This window comes from Pseudomonas sp. GXZC, from assembly GCF_026967615.1.
Lineage (GTDB): Bacteria > Pseudomonadota > Gammaproteobacteria > Pseudomonadales > Pseudomonadaceae > Aquipseudomonas > Aquipseudomonas azotoformans_A.
In genome coordinates, this window is sequence record NZ_CP114115.1 from 1,500,175 (window position 1) to 1,515,931 (window position 15,757).

Here is a 15,757-nt window from a genome sequence, read left to right on the forward strand (position 1 = left end):
CCCGCTCACCACAACAAGCCTGCTTGCCGCCACAGACTCTAACAAAGGACACGATGTGATTACCGCCCAAGCCTTCCCGACCATCCGGGCCCTCCAGCGCAGTGCCTGGAACGACTGTTTCCCGGGTGCCCTGGAGGACTGGGACTATTACGTCGCCGTGGAAAACGCCGCCATCGATGATTTCCAGTGGCGTTACCTGGCGGTTTACGAAGATGGAACGCTGGTGGCTGTGGCGGCCGCGTTCATCACCCATTATCGCCTCGACACCACGGTGTCGGGCGCCGGCAAACGCTTGACCGAGCGTGTGGAGCGACTGTGGCCGGGGCTTTTGCAACTGGGCCTGTATGCCCTCGGCTCCCCGGTGGCGGAGCGCTGCGACGTTGGTTTTGCCAGCAGTGTGGCGGATACACGACGTCCGCTGCTGCTCAAGCACCTGTTGGAAGCCGCGCGCCAGGATGCCGATGACTTCGGTATCGGCCTGGTGGCGGTCAAGGACGCACCGAGCAAAGACCCGCACTGGGTCGAAAGTTGCCGCGCGGCGGGCTTCCAAAGCATGCCGAGCTTGCCCACGGGCGTGTTGCCGCTGCCCTACGGCTCGGTGGACGCTTACCTGGGATCCTTGGGCAAATCCACACGCAAGGACCTGCGCCGTAAACTGCGTGCGCCGGGGCCGCGAGTGGAGTGGCGGCGCAATATCGACGACGTGCTGCCCGAGGTCATGCGCTTGTACGAGGCCACGCTGACGCGTGCCGAGTTGCAGTTCGAGCGGCTGCCCGCCGGCTACTTCACCGGTGTACTCGAACGCCTTGATGAGCGGGCAGTCTGTGTTCTTTACTGGGTGGACGAGCAACTGGTGGCGTTCAACCTGATCCTGTTGGACGAGCACCGACTGGTGGACAAGTTTTTCGGGCATGACGTGGAATTCACCCGTGACTACAACCTGTACTTCCGTAGCTGGCTGACCAATGTCGACTACTGTATTCAACACAATATTGCCGTGTATGAGTGCGGCCAGGCCGGGTATGCCAGTAAGCTGCGCCTGGGCTGCGAGTTCCAGGGTAACAGCGTGTTTTTCCGCCACCGCAACCGGCTGGTGAACGGCCTGCTCAAGCTTGTAAAACTGTTTATTCGACCGGATCGTTCCGACCCTGCCATGGCTGCTGCGATAAGCGAAACCTGATGATCACCAAGACCCGCCAGAAAGCCCGCCCCTTTGCCATTTCGCGCTGGAGCGTCCAGCGCAAGCTGGTGCTGGCGTTCTGGTTGGTCAGCGTGATCCCCACCATGATCGCCGCCGAATTGGCGGCTACCACGCTGTCGCAGATCTTCGACAGCAACGTGCGCATCTGGCTGCAGGAGTCGACCAAGATCGTCAAGGATGAGATCGGCGACATCCTTCATGACAACGCGCGCATGGCCAAGTTGTTCCTGCGCTACACCAGCCCGCCGTCGAGCCGGCAAGCCGCCAAGCACGACCGCCTGACCGCCGACATTGCCGACGCCACCGACATCGACGTGGTGGCGCTGATCCGCATGAGCGACCACAAGCTGGTGTTCAGCACCGCCTCTGACGACATCGTCAAGCAGATCAGCCTGACCAGCAACGCGGTGTTGCAGACCGTGCAGGTGGCCGGGGTGAGCACGGGGGTTGTGGTGTCGACTTTTGAAACCACCCAGGACGGTGTCGATTACCTGCTGTTGGTCGCCACTTATCTGGACAGCAGTTTCCTCACCAGCGTGGCCGATGTGCATTCCCTCGACCTGCGCCTGTACCTGGCCAACCCCAATGGCTTCTCAGAGATATTCTCGACCCAACGCTTTGAAGATCACCCGTCGCGCATCCCCAAGAGCGTCGAAATCGCCATGCGCAGCACCAAGCAGCCGAGCGAACAGTTCACCAACAACTACAGCGGCTTGTACTGGCCGATCTTCAACGATGCCGGTGAGCTGCAAGGTGTGATCTTCAGTGGCTTGTTGCGCCATACCAGCCTGGTGGGGCTGGTAAACCAGAGCAATCTGTTCGTGCTGATTTTCCTGCTCAGTTCGGCGCTGTCGCTGGCGGCGGGGGTGTTGGTATCGCGGCGCCTGACCAAGCCGCTGCGGGACCTGTCCCAAGGCGTGAGCGCGGTGATTTCCGGCGACTACGCGCACCGCGTGGTGGTCAGCGGTGGCGACGAACTGGCGCAGTTGAGCAGCACCTTCAACCACATGACCGAGCGGCTGGGCGAGTTGCATCACCTTGAAGCCCAGCTGCGTCGACGTGATCGCCTGCATGCCCTGGGTGAAGTCGCCATGGGCCTGGCCCATGAGATTCGCAACCCGCTGGGCATCATCAAAACGGCGACGCAGCTGCTGCACCGCCGCGCCGACCTGGCGGAAACCGACAAGCGCCATTTGGAATATGTGGTCAGCGAGGTCAGTCGTATCAACGACTTGATCACCGAATTCCTCGACTTTGCCAAGCCCAACCCGCCGTTGCGCGTGTTGTTGCCGGCGCGCCCGCTGGTGGAGGAAATCCTCGGCTTCTGCGCGCCGGAACTGGCCACCCATAACATCGACGCGCACATCGACGACCAGGCACCCGGAGCGACGATTTACGCGGATGCCAAACAGCTCAAGCAGGCGTGCCTCAACCTGATCCTCAACGCCATCGACGCGATGCCCGAAGGCGGGCGCCTGACCCTGGGCATTCGTACGGAAGGCGAGAACACGCTGATCAGCATTACTGACACCGGCCAAGGCATTCCGGCGGACATGATCGAGCGCATCTTCACGCCATTTGTCACCACCAAGGCGTCGGGCACCGGATTGGGCCTGGCCAAAGTCTATTCGATCATGGAAAGTCACGACGGCAGCATCGAATGTGCCAGTGAGAAAGATGCCGGCGCCACCTTCAGCCTGTACATTCCGGCGAGTGGCGAAGACGACGAGGACAGTCATGACGCATAACATTCTGGTAGTCGACGACGAACCCAAACTCTGCGACCTGTTGGCCTCGGCCCTGGGCCAGAACGACGTGCAGGTGTTTGTCGCCGGCAACGGCCTGCACGCGCTCAAGGTGCTGGAGCAGGAAGACATCGACCTGGTGATCAGCGACTGGCGCATGCCCGGCATGGACGGGCCGGCGCTGCTGGCCGAGATCAAGGTGCGCTACCCCCATGTGCCGGTGATCGTGATGACCGCCTACAGCACGGTGAAAAACGCCGTGCAGTCGATGCGCAACGGCGCCTACGACTACATCGCCAAGCCGTTCGATATCGACGAGCTGGACATCACCGTGGCCAAGGCCCTGCAATTTCGCGACATCATGCGCGACAACGCTCGCATGCGTGCCGAGCTGGACGAACACGCGCAGTTCGACAGCCTGGTGGGCGACAGCCCGGCGTTTCGCAAAGTACTGCAAGCGGTGGACTCGGTGCGCGACAGCAGCGCCACTATCCTGCTGACCGGCGAAAGCGGCACCGGCAAGGAAATGGTTGCCCGTGCCATCCACAAGCATGGCAGTCGCGCCGACAAACCCTTCGTGGCGGTCAATTGCGCGGCCATCCCGGAAGGGTTGCTGGAAAGCGAAATGTTCGGCCATCGCAAAGGCGCGTTTACCGGCGCCGTGGCTGACCGGGTAGGGCGCTTCCAACAGGCCGACAAGGGCACGCTGTTTCTCGATGAAGTGGGCGACATGCCCCTGGCGTTGCAGGCCAAGATCCTGCGCGCGTTGCAGGAGCGGGTGATTGAGCCGGTGGGCGATCCCCGCGAACGCAAGGTCGATGTGCGGGTGATCGCCGCCACCAACAAAAACCTGCTGGAAGCGGTGGCCAACAAGGAATTTCGCGAAGACCTGTACTACCGACTCAACGTGTTCCCGATTCCCCTGCCGTCCTTGCGCGAACGGGTGGAAGACATCGCCCCCTTGGCCCGCCACTTCGCCCAGACCCTCAGCGCTACAGCGGGTAAACGCATCACCGGCTTCAGCCCGGAGGCGTTGCAGGCCATGGCGGCGTATCACTGGCCTGGCAATATCCGAGAACTGCAAAACTGCGTAGAGCGCGCGACCATCGTGGCGGCGTCGCCGGTGATCGAAGATATCGACTTGCCGGGTTACCTGTTTGCTTCGAAGCCAAGCGAGGACGGTGTGACGGCGATCCTCAGCGACGGGCCGGGCATTCCCCAGGACCTGGATGCGGCGCTGGCGGAGGTGGAGAAGGCCTACATACTCGCGGCGTTGCAGGAGAGCAATGGTGTGCAGGCAGCGGCGGCAGCGAAGATCGGCATTTCGGAGCGCAGCTTCTGGTATCGCCTGAAGAAGCTGGGCATTCAGGTCGACAAAATCGTGCGCTGATCAGGCGTGAACGCGGACCCACACGCTGACCAGCACCGTCGCGGCCATCAACCATGCTACTGCCGCCACGGCGAGTGACGCTTCCAACCGCATCCGATCGACCATCACATACAACGTCGCCAAATACACAAAATACGGAATGATCGACCACATCCCGAACAGGATCGTGGTCTTCAAGTCGTCCACCGAACGGCCTTTGCCGACGATGTAGTGGGCGATCAAGGCAAAGGTCGGAAACAGCGGCACCAAGCCTGCGATGTAGTAATTCCTGGTCTTGGCCAGCGCGGCCAGAATCAACACCACGGCCGCGCCCAGGGCGGCTTTCAATAGCAGATCCATCAGTGGCTCAACCCGTATTTTTTGACTTTGTCGAACAGTGTGGTCTTGGCCATCCCCAGTTCCTGGCTGGCCTGGGTCAGGTTGCCACCGCTGCGTTGCAAGGCATCGTTGAGCAGGTTGCGTTCGAAGGCTTCCACCGCTTCGGTGAAGGCCAGGCCCTGGCTGCCGCTGCTGGCGCCGCTTTTCTTGAACGCCGGCAGGCCGAGGGCGAAGCGTTCGGCGACGTTGCGCAGCTCACGCACGTTGCCCGGCCAGTCGTGGCTCATCAGGCTCGACAGGGTCTGGTTGTCCAGCTCTGGCACACTGCGGTCAAAACGCAGCGACGACTGCTGCAGGAAGTGTTCGAACAGTTGCAGGATGTCTTCACGGCGCTCGCGCAGCGGCGGCAGTTCCAGGGTTACCACGTTGAGGCGGTAGTACAAGTCGCTGCGGAATTGGTTGGCGCGGCTCAGTTCGTCGAGGTCGGACTTGGTGGCGGCGATCACCCGGCAATCCACCGCCACGCTCTGGTTCGAACCCAGGCGCTCCAGGGTGCGCTCCTGCAACACCCGCAGCAGTTTGATCTGCAGGTTGATCGGCATGCTTTCCACTTCATCGAGGAACAGCGTGCCTTCGTGGGCGTGTTCGATCTTGCCGATGCGGCGTTTGCCGGCACCGGTAAAGGCGTTGGCTTCGTGGCCGAAAATCTCGCTTTCGAACAGGTTCTCCGGCAGGCCGCCGCAGTTCAGGGCGACGAACTGGTGGGCGTGACGCCGGCTGAAATCATGCAGGCAGCGCGCGACCAGTTCCTTGCCGGTGCCGGTCTCGCCTTCGATCAGCACGTTGGCCGAGGTGTCGGCCACATTGGCGATCAGCTCGCGCAGGTTCTGCATGGCCGGCGAGCGGCCGATGATGCGGCCTTCCAGTGAATCGCGCTCGGCCAGTTGGCGGCGCAACGACCAGACTTCCCGCGCCAGCCCGCGCTGCTCCAGGGCGCGGCGCGCCACGTCGACCAGGCGTTCGGGGGAGAAGGGTTTTTCCATGAAGTCATAGGCGCCGTTGCGCATGGCGCCGACGGCCATGGAGATATCGCCATGCCCGGTGATCAGCACCACCGGCAGGCTTTTATCCAGGGCCTTGAGGCGGGTGAGCAGTTCCAGGCCGTCAATGCCTGGCAAGCGAATGTCGCTGATCACGATGCCGGCGAAGTTCTCGCCGATACGTTTCAACGCTTCTTCAGCGCTGCCCACGCCGACACTGGGAATGTCTTCCAGAGCCAGGGCCTGCTGGCAGCCGAGCAGCACATGAGGATCGTCTTCGACGATCAGCACCGTGAGTTCGTCTTTGATGGCTTTAGCGTCTGTATTCATGTCGACTCAGCTTTTTGAGCGCCCGCCAACGGCAGGCACAAGACAAAGGCCGTTCCACCACTGGCCGGGTGCTCCACGGCAAGGTTGCCGCCGGTGGCCGCCGCGAGGCTGGCGGACAGCGTCAGGCCCAGGCCCAGGCCTTGCTCGCCGGGCTTGGTGGTGAAGAACGGTTCAAACAAATGCTTGCGCGCCTCGGCGTCGATACCGTGACCATTATCGCGCACGTGCAGGCGGTATTTGCCCTCGCTGCTGCTGCCTTCCAGCCACAGCTCGGGTGCGGGTTGGGCCTGCATGGCGTCGAGGGCATTGCCGATCAGGTTGACCAGGATCTGCTCCAGGCGCGTCTGGTCGATTTGCAATTGGGCGGGGGAAAAGTCGCGGTGCTGGGTCAGCGGCAGGCTGTCCAGGCGTGCGCCGAGTACTTGGAAAGCCGCGTCGACCGCTTTGGTCAGGCTGGCCTCGCCCTGGTCATCGCCACGTCGGGCGAAGGAACGCAGGCTGGCGGTGATGCGGCCCATGCGGTCGATCAGTTCGTTGATGGTCTTGAGGTTGGCGCTGGCGGTGTCCAGGGCACCGCGCTCCAGGAAGCGCACGGTATTGCCGGACAAGGTGCGCAGCGCCGCCAGTGGCTGGTTCAATTCGTGGGCGATGCTGGTGGACATCTGGCCGATGGCCGCCAGTTTGCCGGCCTGCACCAGCTCATCCTGGGCGCGGCGCAGCGTCTCTTCGGCCTGGCGTCGTTCGCGGATCTGGCCTTTGAGCCGTTCGTTGCTGGCGCGCAGGTCGGCGGTGCGCTCGGCGATCCGCCGTTCCAACTGGCTGTTGGCTTCCTGAAGGGCTTCACGGGCGGCGAGGCGGGTGGCGATGACCTTACGCCGCTCGTTCCAGGCGATCAGCAAAAACGCCACCAGGCCAAACGCAACGGCCACCAAAATGCCCTGGTTGATCGCGGCGCGGCGTAGATCGTTGAGCGGCGTGAGCAGGGTGAAGTTCCACGGCGTGTCATTCAGCGGGCGGGTTTGCGCCAGGTAGCTGACTTCGTGCTCGTCGTTGACCACTTCGCTGTTGGCCGGGAAGGTCAGTTTTTCGGTGCCTTCGTTGAGGCGCTCGCGGGCCAGGGGTTCCAGCTCGTTGAGCGTCGCCCAGTAATATTGCAGGCTGTGGGCCAGGCGATCCTTGGTGTCATCGCTCAGTGGACGCACGGCCTTGAGGCGGCGGGCCGGGTCGCTGGAGAGGATGATGATGCCGTTCTCGTCGCTCACAAAGGCTTCGAGGCGCGCGCGTTGCCAGCGTTCTTCCAGGGCTTCGAGGCGCACCTTGACCACGGCGACGCCGATGATCTTGCCGTGTTCTTCGAGGCCGTGGGCCAGGTAGTAGCCGGGTTCACCGTTGGTGCTGCCGATGCCGTAGAAACGGCCAGGCTGGCCGCGCACGGCGTTCTGGAAATAGGCACGGAAGGACAGGTCTTCACCCTGGTAACTGTCGGCATCGCGCCAATTACTGGTGGCCAGTACGCGGCCGGTGGTGTCCATCACATAGATGGCCCGACTGCGACTGCGTCGGTTCAGGCCTTCGAGGTAATCGTTGACGGTCTTGCGGGTTTCCTGGTTCGGATCGGCCAGCAGCGTGGAGACGCTGGATTCCAATTCCAGAAGGCTCGGCAGGTAGGTGTATTTGCTCAGTTCACTTTCGACGGTGCGGGCATGCAGCTCCAGCTGGCGTTCGCCGGTATCGCTGAGGGTGCGGATGCCGTAGTACTCGCTGACCCAGAAGCCGATATAACCCAGGCCGATCATCAGGGCGATGATCAACGGCGGCAGGAACAGTTGGCGGATCAGACGTGGTTTCACGGCAAGTGATGGCGGTGCGGCGCGAAATTGGTTGGGGTCGCATTTCATCACAGATGCCTTGGGTCAACCAGTTGTGGTGAAAGGGATTGGGCCCTTCACCACAACTGGGCAGTGCTTAGTGCTGCAGGATTTTCTCAAGGAAGTGCTGCGCGCGTTCGGAGCGGGCGCTGATGTCGCCGAAGAACTCTTCTTTCGGGCAGTCTTCGATGATCTTGCCGGCGTCCATGAAGATCACGCGGTCGGCCACTTTGCGCGCGAAGCCCATTTCGTGGGTCACGCACATCATGGTCATGCCTTCGTGGGCCAGTTGCACCATCACGTCGAGCACTTCGTTGACCATTTCCGGGTCCAGCGCCGAGGTCGGTTCGTCGAACAGCATGACGATCGGGTCCATGGCCAGGGCGCGGGCAATCGCCACACGTTGTTGCTGACCGCCGGAGAGTTGGCCAGGGTGCTTGTGGGCATGTGCCGACAGGCCTACGCGGTCGAGCAGCTGCAGGCCTTTCTTGGTGGCTTCTTCCTTGCTGCGGCCGAGCACCTTGATCTGCGCGATGGTCAGGTTCTCAGTAATGGTCAGGTGCGGGAACAGCTCGAAGTGCTGGAACACCATGCCCACGCGCGAACGCAGCTGCGGCAGGTTGGTCTTCGGGTCGGCGATGGAGGTGCCGTCGACCACGATGTCGCCCTTCTGGAACGGTTCCAGCGCGTTGACGCACTTGATCAGGGTGGATTTGCCCGAGCCGGACGGCCCGCACACCACGATCACTTCGCCTTTTTTAACCTCGGTGCTGCAATCGGTCAGCACCTGGAAGTCGCCATACCACTTGTTGATGTTCTTGATAGAGATCATACGGCAAACCTTTTTTGCAGACGCTTGACCAGCAGCGAGGCGGAAAAGCTGATGATGAAGTAGACGACACCGGCAAAGATCAGGAACTCGTTGGAGCGGCCGATGATGTCGCCGTTGGAGCGGGCGGAGTTGAGGAAGTCCACCAGGCCCACGGTGTAGACCAGCGAGGTGTCCTGGAACAGGATGATCGACTGTTGCAGCAGCAACGGGGTCATCTTGCGGAACGCCTGGGGCAGGATGATCAGGCGCATGGTCTGGCCATAGGTCATGCCCATCGCCTGTGCCGCCGCCATCTGGCCTTTGGGGATCGACTGCACGCCGGCCCGTACGATTTCACAGAAGTACGCGGCTTCGAACATCATGAAGGCCACGACGCAGGAGGTGAACGCACCGATCGGCGTGTCTTCGCCGGTGATCCAGCGCAACACGAACGGCACCGCCAGGTAGAACCAGGTGATCACCAGCAGCAGCGGGATCGAGCGGAAGTAGTTCACATAAGCGCCGGCCACGCGCGACAGCAGTTTGCTGGACGACAGGCGCATCAGCGCCAGGACCGTCCCCAGCGCAATGCCGCCGACCACGCCCATGACCATCAACTGCAAGGTCATGACCATGCCGTTCCACAGGCCTGGAATAGCGGGGATGATGCCGCTGAAATCGAAGTCCATTATTTACCCCCCACGGAGATCAGGCCGGGCACTGCGACTTTCTTCTCGACCAGGCGCATGAGCAGCATCAGGCTCATGTTCAGGGTGAAGTAGATCAGCGTGGCCAGGGTGAAGGCTTCAAACAGGTTGGCCGAGAACTCGGCGGTCTGTTTGGTTTGCGCCAGCAGTTCCATCAGGCCGATCAAGGACGCCACGGAGGAGTTCTTGAAGACGTTGAGGAACTCCGAGGTGAGCGGCGGAATGATGATCCGGTAGGCCTGTGGCAGCAGCACGTTCCAGTAGATCTGCGGCAGCTTGAAGCCCATGGCACGCGCGGCGGATTCCTGGCCGCGTGGCAGCGCCTGGATGCCGGTACGCACTTGCTCACACACACGGGCGGCGGTGAACAGGCCCAGGCACACGACAACGCTCAGGTAGGCCGAGGTGGTCGGGTTGAGGTCTTGTTTGTACCAGTCCTGCAGGTTCTGCGGCAGCATGTCGGGTACCAGGAAGTACCAGATGAATAGCTGAACCAGCAGCGGCACGTTACGAAACAGTTCCACGTAGCAGGTCGCGATGCCCGATACGATGCGGTTTGGCACGGTGCGCATGACGCCCAGAATGGACCCCAGCAGCAAGGCGATAATCCATGCCACGACAGCGATGGCGATGGTCCAGCCCAAGCCGGCGATGTACCAGTCGAGATAAGTCTCGCTGCCCACGCCAGTGGACTTGAAGAACACGCCCCAGTCCCAGTTGTAATTCATTAGGGTCTCCCCTCGAGATCGATCGATGTACAAGCACCCGCTTGGGGAAGATCCTTTCCCACCTGACGGTGAACGTCAGGCACACGCGATCGGCTCGAAAACCGCCAGGTCGAGTGTTCCAAAATAAAGCCAGCAGGTAGTAACAGACGCCTGAGGGAGGGTTGGCTCCCTCAGGAGATAAGCTTAGTCAGGTATCAGATTTTTACGTCAGGCGCTGGCTTGTCGCTTGGGTTGGCGATCAGCTCCTTCACCTTGTCGCTCATCGGGAAGTTCAGGTTCAGGCCTTTTGGTGGGATTGGGCTCTCGAACCACTTGCTGTAGATCTTGTTGATTTCGCCGGATTTGTACAGGGCAACGATGGCGTCATCGACGGCTTTCTTGAAGGCTGGGTCGTCTTTACGCACCATGCACGCGTAGGCTTCGAAAGATTGCGGAGTACCGGTGATGACCCAGTCGTCCGGCTTCTTGGCCTTGGCTTCTTCACCGGCCAGCAGGGCGTCGTCCATCATGAACGCTACGGCGCGGCCGCTTTCCAGCATCTGGAAGGATTCGCCGTGGTCTTTGGCGGAGATGACGTTCATGCCCATTTGCTTGTCGGCGTTCATCGCTTTGATGATGCGCTCGGACGTGGTGCCCGCAGTGGTCACGACGTTCTTGCCTTTCAGGTCAGCGAAGTCAGCGTAGGACGGCTTGCTTTCCTTATCTTTCTTGACCAGCAGACGGGTGCCGATTTCGAAGATGTTGACGGTGAAATCAACTTGTTGGGCGCGTTCGGCGTTGTTGGTGGTGGAGCCGCACTCGAGGTCCGCGGTGCCGTTCTGGATCAGCGGAATACGGGTTTGCGAAGTGACCAGGTTGTACTTGGCCTTCAGGTCGGGTTTGTTCAGGTCTTTTTTCAGTTGCTCGACGACGGCCAACTGAATGTCGTGGGAGTAGCCCACAGGTTTGCCCGAACCATCCGCGATGTAGGAAAACGGAATGGAGCTGTCGCGGTGAGCGAGAGTGATGGTGCCGGAGTCGTTGATCTTCTTCAGCGTGCCGGTGAGTTCGGCGGCGAAAACTGGAGTGCTGATCAGAGCAGCAGCGATAGCTGCGCCCAGAATATGGGGAACGATGCGCATCAATACTTCCTCGACATTTGTTTTTTTTATGAAGCCGGCTAAACGGCTCTCTTGTACAGCGAATGCCCGTGACGGCTCCTGAGGCGTCCCAGGCAATCGTCCAAGAGTGTAGAGCATGAGTCGTGCCAGGCTCGCTATAAAAGGTTAACTCAATGATTTATAAGGTTATTAACTTTATATGACGGGGTTTTTCAGGGCCTGAAGTCCGGCAAACCGAATGGATGGTACTGTGGTGTTCGGAAAACCGAATGTGAAAAAAAGCCCCTGAACCTTTCGGCGCAGGGGCTTTTGTAGTACCGGTCCGTCAGGCGGCTTCGATCTTGCTGCGGTTCTGATCAACGGTGGTCAGGTAGCGCTGCACGTTGGCCTGTTCTTCCGGGGTGGTGAACAGACCCAGCTTGGTACGACGCCACAGCACGTCCTGAGGCTGGGTCGCCCATTCCTCGGCGCACAGGTAATCCACCTCGCGGGTGTACAGGCCACCGCCCAAGTGCTCACCCAGGTCCGCCAGCGACTGCACGCCTTCCAGCAGGCGCCAGGTACGGCTGCCGTAGGTGGTGGACCAGCGGCGCGCGATTTCAGTCGGCACCCAGTCGAACTTGCTGCGGATGGCCTCGGCCAGGGCTTGCGGCGTGGTCATGTCTTCGCCGCCCGGCAGGCTGGCCTTGGCGGTCCAGCTTGGGCGCATCTGGGTGAAATACGGCGCCAGTTGTGCCATCGCCGATTCAGCGAGTTTGCGATACGTGGTCAGCTTGCCGCCAAACACCGACAGGATCGGCGCTTCGCCCTTGCCACCGGACAACGCCAGTGTGTAGTCGCGGGTGATGGCCGACGGGTTGTCCGATTCATCATTGCACAGTGGGCGCACGCCGGAGTAGGTGTGGACGATGTCGTCGCGGCTCAACTGCTTTTTGAAATGCGCATTGACCACTTTGAGCATGTAGTCCGTTTCACCTTCGGTGATCGCAACGGCAGCCGGGTCACCGGTGTATTCGCGGTCGGTGGTGCCGATGATGGTCAGGTGGTTCAGGTACGGGATGGTGAAGACAATGCGCTGGTCTTCGTTCTGCAGGATATGCGCGTGGGCGCCTTCGTACAGTTTCGGCACGATCAGGTGGCTGCCCTGGATCAGGCGGATGCCGTAAGGCGAATCCAGCTTCAGGTCGTCCCTGATGAACTTGGCGACCCATGGGCCCGCGGCGTTTACCAGGGCACGGGCACGTATCGAGAACAGGCTGCCATCGGCACGTTCCATGTTCATTTCCCACATGCCGTTGCTGCGGTGGGCGCTGATGCAACGGGTCTGGGTGTGGATGTGCGCGCCTTTTTCACGGGCGGCCATGGCGTTCAGCACGACGAGGCGGGCGTCATCCACCCAGCAGTCGGAGTATTCGAAGCCTTTGGTGATTTCGCTTTTCAGCGGGCTGTCGGCGCCGAACTTGAGGCTTTTCGAACCGGCGAGTTTTTCGCGCTTGCCGAGGTTGTCATACAGGAACAGACCGGCACGGATCATCCACGCTGGGCGCAGGTGCGGGCGATGCGGCAACACGAAGCGCATTTGCTTGACGATGTGCGGGGCCTTGGCCAGCAATACTTCACGCTCGGCCAGGGCTTCGCGCACCAGGCGGAATTCGTAATGTTCGAGGTAGCGCAGGCCGCCGTGGATCAGCTTGCTGCTGGCGGACGAGGTGTGGCTGGCGAGGTCGTCCTTTTCGCAAAGGAATACCGACAACCCGCGACCGGCTGCGTCTGCTGCAATGCCGACGCCATTGATCCCGCCGCCGATCACGGCAACGTCATAGACTTCGGCAAGCGGTGGAGCAGGCAAGGTGGAAGGGTTCATCGGCTGGCCTCGCGATTTTTTCGTCTTGGAATTCGAACATTAATGTTCATTTGCGAAAATGGTAGCTGATAAACACGCGCACAGCCAGCCGACTTCGATTGAAAAAACTCATCGAAGGGCTGGGAAAGGAAGATTTGTGAACATTTGCACGAAGGGCAGCCGGCTGGTGTGGTGAGCGGGCTTGCCCCGCGCCGGTGGTGGAGCCGCCCCAAACCCAGGCATCTCGGTCACCCTGATGCGCTGTGGTGGTCTTATTGGGGCGGCTTCGCCGCCCAGCGCGGGGCAAGCCCGCTCACCACAGGGTTACACGACTTCCAGCCGCACCTTATGGTCACTCAACAACTGCACCAACGCCGGCACCGGCTGCTGATCCGTGACCAAACAATCCACCAAGCTGATCGGCCCCAGGCGAATCATGGCATTGCGCCCGAATTTGCTGGAGTCCGCTGCCAGGATCACCTGGCGTGCATTGGCGATGATCGCCTGGGAAACCCGAACTTCCTGGTAATCGAAGTCCAGCAGACTGCCGTCTTCATCGATACCGCTGATGCCCACAAGGGCAAAGTCGACCTTGAACTGGTTGATGAAGTCCACACTCGCCTGACCCACCACACCGCCGTCACGCCGCACGTTACCGCCGGTCAACAACACGTCGAAGTCGTCCTTGGCACTGAGCATGGTGGCGACGTTGAGGTTGTTGGTGATGATTTTCAGGTGATTGTGGTTGAGCAGCGCACGGGCGATAGATTCGGTGGTGGTGCCGATATTGATGAACAGCGAGGCGTGATCGGGGATCTGCGCAGCGATGGCTTCGCCGATACGCTGTTTCTCGTCGCGCATCTGGTCGGCGCGCATGGCGTAGGCGGTGTTTTCGACACTGGAGTCATAGGCCGCGCCGCCGTGGTAGCGGCGCAGCAGATTGGCGTCCGCCAGCTGATTGATATCGCGGCGGATGGTTTGCGGGGTGACAACGAACAGCTGCGCCATTTCCTCGATGCTGACGTAGCCGCGTTCGCGGACCAGCTCGAGGATTTGTTGTTGGCGGGGAGGCAGATTCATGGGGCGTCCTTTGGGCTGCCATACAAAAGTGGCCCATGATGACGCAGGAATCCGCTCCCTGCCAGTTACAACCGGACGTTGGCTTATTCAGCGCCTTCGTGGGGCTCCCAGTCGCGGGTGCGGCTGACCGCTTTTTGCCAGCCGGCGTAGAGCTTCTCTTTGGCTGCTTCGTCCAGTTGCGGTTCGAATTCGCGCTCGATCACTGCCTTGCCGCGCAACTCTTCCAGGCTGCCCCAGAAGCCGCACGCCAGGCCGGCCAGGTAGGCGGCGCCCAATGCGGTGGTTTCGCGCATTTGCGGGCGCTCGACCTGGGTGCCGAGGATGTCGGCCTGGAACTGCATCAGGAAGTTGTTGGCCACCGCGCCGCCGTCCACGCGCAGGGCCTTGAGGCGTTCGCCCGAGTCCTGTTGCATGGCGTCGAGCACGTCACGGGTCTGGTAGGCAATCGACTCCAGGGCTGCACGAATAATGTGGTCCACGCGTACGCCACGGGTCAGGCCGAACAGCGCGCCACGGGCGTACGGGTCCCAGTACGGGGCGCCCAGGCCAGTGAAGGCCGGCACCAGGTACACGCCGTTGCTGTCCTTGACCTTGCCAGCGAAGTATTCGGTGTCGTGGGCGTCGTTGATGATTTTCAGCTCATCACGCAGCCATTGCACGGTGGAACCGCCGTTGAACACCGCACCTTCCAGGGCGTAGGCCACTTCGCCACGCGGGCCGCAAGCGATGGTGGTGAGCATGCCGTGCTTGGATTTCACGGCTTTGTCGCCGGTGTTCATCAACAGGAAGCAGCCGGTGCCGTAGGTGTTCTTGGCTTGGCCGGCTTCGACGCACATCTGGCCGAACAGGGCGGCTTGTTGGTCACCGGCGATACCGCCGATGGCAATGCCGCTCTTGGTGCGGCCGTAGATTTCGGACGACGACTTAACTTCCGGCAGCATCTCGCGCGGAATGTCGAGGATCTCCAGCATCTTCGCATCCCACTCCAGGGTGTGGATGTTGAAGAGCATGGTGCGCGAGGCGTTGGTGTAGTCGGTGACGTGGGTCTTGCCGCCGGTAAATTTCCAGATCAGCCAGCTGTCGACGGTGCCGAACAGCAGTTCGCCATTACGCGCACGTTCGCGGCTGCCTTCGACGTTGTCGAGGATCCACTTGAGCTTGGTGCCGGAGAAGTACGGGTCGGTGACCAGGCCGGTGGTGTCGCTGATGTACTGCTCGTGGCCGTCGCGCTTGAGTTGCTGGCAGATCTCGGTGCTGCGGCGGCACTGCCAGACGATGGCGTTGTAGATCGGGCGACCGGTGACTTTGTCCCACACCACGGTGGTTTCACGCTGGTTGGTGATGCCGATGGCGGCGACCTGGTCATGGTGCAGGCCGGCCTGGGCCAGGGCCTCGACCATCACCGCGCTCTGGGTGGCGAAGATTTCCATCGGGTCATGCTCGACCCAACCCGCTTGCGGGTAGTGCTGTGCGAATTCACGCTGGGCGGTGCAGACCACGTTGGCGTCACGATCGAAGATGATCGCCCGGGAACTGGTGGTGCCTTGGTCAAGGGCAATGATGTAGTTCTTATTCTGAATATCGGTCATGTCGAAT

General features: G+C 61.2%; 13 protein-coding genes. 3 read left to right on the forward strand and 10 right to left on the reverse strand.

Annotated elements, in window-relative coordinates; translation table 11 throughout:
- Positions 1-55: 55 nt before the first annotated feature.
- The 3 genes from OZ428_RS06970 to OZ428_RS06980 are packed head-to-tail and all read left to right on the forward strand — an operon-like array spanning position 56 to position 4,336.
- Positions 56-1,180: a GNAT family N-acetyltransferase gene (locus tag OZ428_RS06970; protein ID WP_133074508.1), complete on the forward strand. Its 1,125-nt coding sequence runs from the start codon at positions 56-58 to the stop codon at positions 1,178-1,180.
- The gene (locus tag OZ428_RS06975) at positions 1,180-2,949 is read left to right on the forward strand and encodes a sensor histidine kinase (protein ID WP_133074507.1); all 1,770 of its coding nucleotides are present in this window, start codon (positions 1,180-1,182) and stop codon (positions 2,947-2,949) included. Before OZ428_RS06970 ends, OZ428_RS06975 begins: the two co-directional genes overlap by 1 nt.
- Entirely contained in the window at positions 2,939-4,336 is a 1,398-nt protein-coding gene (locus OZ428_RS06980; protein WP_269132961.1) for a sigma-54-dependent transcriptional regulator, read from the forward strand. Before OZ428_RS06975 ends, OZ428_RS06980 begins: the two co-directional genes overlap by 11 nt.
- Here the strand turns inward: OZ428_RS06980 and OZ428_RS06985 are convergent, their stop codons facing one another.
- From OZ428_RS06985 to glpK, 10 genes are all read right to left on the reverse strand, one after another.
- Positions 4,337-4,675 (reverse strand): GlpM family protein, encoded by a 339-nt coding sequence (locus OZ428_RS06985; RefSeq protein WP_033896402.1) that lies wholly within the window; start codon positions 4,673-4,675, stop codon positions 4,337-4,339.
- The gene (locus OZ428_RS06990) at positions 4,675-6,024 is read right to left on the reverse strand and encodes a sigma-54-dependent transcriptional regulator (RefSeq protein WP_016977477.1); all 1,350 of its coding nucleotides are present in this window, start codon (positions 6,022-6,024) and stop codon (positions 4,675-4,677) included. Before OZ428_RS06990 ends, OZ428_RS06985 begins: the two co-directional genes overlap by 1 nt.
- Positions 6,021-7,922, reverse strand: a complete 1,902-nt coding sequence (locus tag OZ428_RS06995) for a sensor histidine kinase (protein ID WP_269132962.1) — start codon at positions 7,920-7,922, stop codon at positions 6,021-6,023. The genes OZ428_RS06990 and OZ428_RS06995 overlap by 4 nt, the downstream gene beginning before the upstream one ends.
- Positions 7,923-7,989: 67 nt before the next feature.
- Positions 7,990-8,724: an amino acid ABC transporter ATP-binding protein gene (locus OZ428_RS07000; protein ID WP_133074504.1), complete on the reverse strand. Its 735-nt coding sequence runs from the start codon at positions 8,722-8,724 to the stop codon at positions 7,990-7,992.
- Positions 8,721-9,392 (reverse strand): amino acid ABC transporter permease, encoded by a 672-nt coding sequence (locus OZ428_RS07005; RefSeq protein WP_010212763.1) that lies wholly within the window; start codon positions 9,390-9,392, stop codon positions 8,721-8,723. Before OZ428_RS07005 ends, OZ428_RS07000 begins: the two co-directional genes overlap by 4 nt.
- Positions 9,392-10,138, reverse strand: coding sequence for an amino acid ABC transporter permease (locus OZ428_RS07010; protein ID WP_010212762.1), 747 nt, complete (start codon positions 10,136-10,138; stop codon positions 9,392-9,394). The genes OZ428_RS07005 and OZ428_RS07010 overlap by 1 nt, the downstream gene beginning before the upstream one ends.
- A 194-nt stretch (positions 10,139-10,332) precedes the next feature.
- On the reverse strand, positions 10,333-11,259 hold the full coding sequence (locus OZ428_RS07015; protein WP_269132963.1) for a glutamate/aspartate ABC transporter substrate-binding protein: 927 nt from the start codon (positions 11,257-11,259) through the stop codon (positions 10,333-10,335).
- A 304-nt stretch (positions 11,260-11,563) separates the two neighbouring features.
- Complete coding sequence (gene glpD, locus OZ428_RS07020; RefSeq protein WP_269132964.1) at positions 11,564-13,102, reverse strand: glycerol-3-phosphate dehydrogenase; 1,539 nt, start codon at positions 13,100-13,102, stop codon at positions 11,564-11,566.
- Between the two features lie 303 nt (positions 13,103-13,405).
- Positions 13,406-14,161, reverse strand: coding sequence for a DeoR/GlpR family transcriptional regulator (locus tag OZ428_RS07025; RefSeq protein WP_061435475.1), 756 nt, complete (start codon positions 14,159-14,161; stop codon positions 13,406-13,408).
- A gap of 83 nt (positions 14,162-14,244) precedes the next feature.
- Complete coding sequence (gene glpK / locus OZ428_RS07030; protein WP_010212752.1) at positions 14,245-15,750, reverse strand: glycerol kinase GlpK; 1,506 nt, start codon at positions 15,748-15,750, stop codon at positions 14,245-14,247.
- Positions 15,751-15,757 lie beyond the last annotated feature (7 nt).

Excerpts from the sequence above, each read along its gene's own strand:
- OZ428_RS06975 (WP_133074507.1), top strand. The coding sequence starts at position 1,180 with ATGATCACCAAGACCCGCCAGAAAGCCCGCCCCTTTGCCATTTCGCGC.
- OZ428_RS06980 (WP_269132961.1), top strand. The coding sequence starts at position 2,939 with ATGACGCATAACATTCTGGTAGTCGACGACGAACCCAAACTCTGCGAC.
- OZ428_RS06985 (WP_033896402.1), bottom strand. The coding sequence starts at position 4,675 with ATGGATCTGCTATTGAAAGCCGCCCTGGGCGCGGCCGTGGTGTTGATT.
- OZ428_RS06990 (WP_016977477.1), bottom strand. The coding sequence starts at position 6,024 with ATGAATACAGACGCTAAAGCCATCAAAGACGAACTCACGGTGCTGATC.
- OZ428_RS06995 (WP_269132962.1), bottom strand. The coding sequence starts at position 7,922 with ATGAAATGCGACCCCAACCAATTTCGCGCCGCACCGCCATCACTTGCC.
- OZ428_RS07000 (WP_133074504.1), bottom strand. The coding sequence starts at position 8,724 with ATGATCTCTATCAAGAACATCAACAAGTGGTATGGCGACTTCCAGGTG.
- OZ428_RS07005 (WP_010212763.1), bottom strand. The coding sequence starts at position 9,392 with ATGGACTTCGATTTCAGCGGCATCATCCCCGCTATTCCAGGCCTGTGG.
- OZ428_RS07010 (WP_010212762.1), bottom strand. The coding sequence starts at position 10,138 with ATGAATTACAACTGGGACTGGGGCGTGTTCTTCAAGTCCACTGGCGTG.
- OZ428_RS07015 (WP_269132963.1), bottom strand. The coding sequence starts at position 11,259 with ATGCGCATCGTTCCCCATATTCTGGGCGCAGCTATCGCTGCTGCTCTG.
- glpD (WP_269132964.1), bottom strand. The coding sequence starts at position 13,102 with ATGAACCCTTCCACCTTGCCTGCTCCACCGCTTGCCGAAGTCTATGAC.
- OZ428_RS07025 (WP_061435475.1), bottom strand. The coding sequence starts at position 14,161 with ATGAATCTGCCTCCCCGCCAACAACAAATCCTCGAGCTGGTCCGCGAA.
- glpK (WP_010212752.1), bottom strand. The coding sequence starts at position 15,750 with ATGACCGATATTCAGAATAAGAACTACATCATTGCCCTTGACCAAGGC.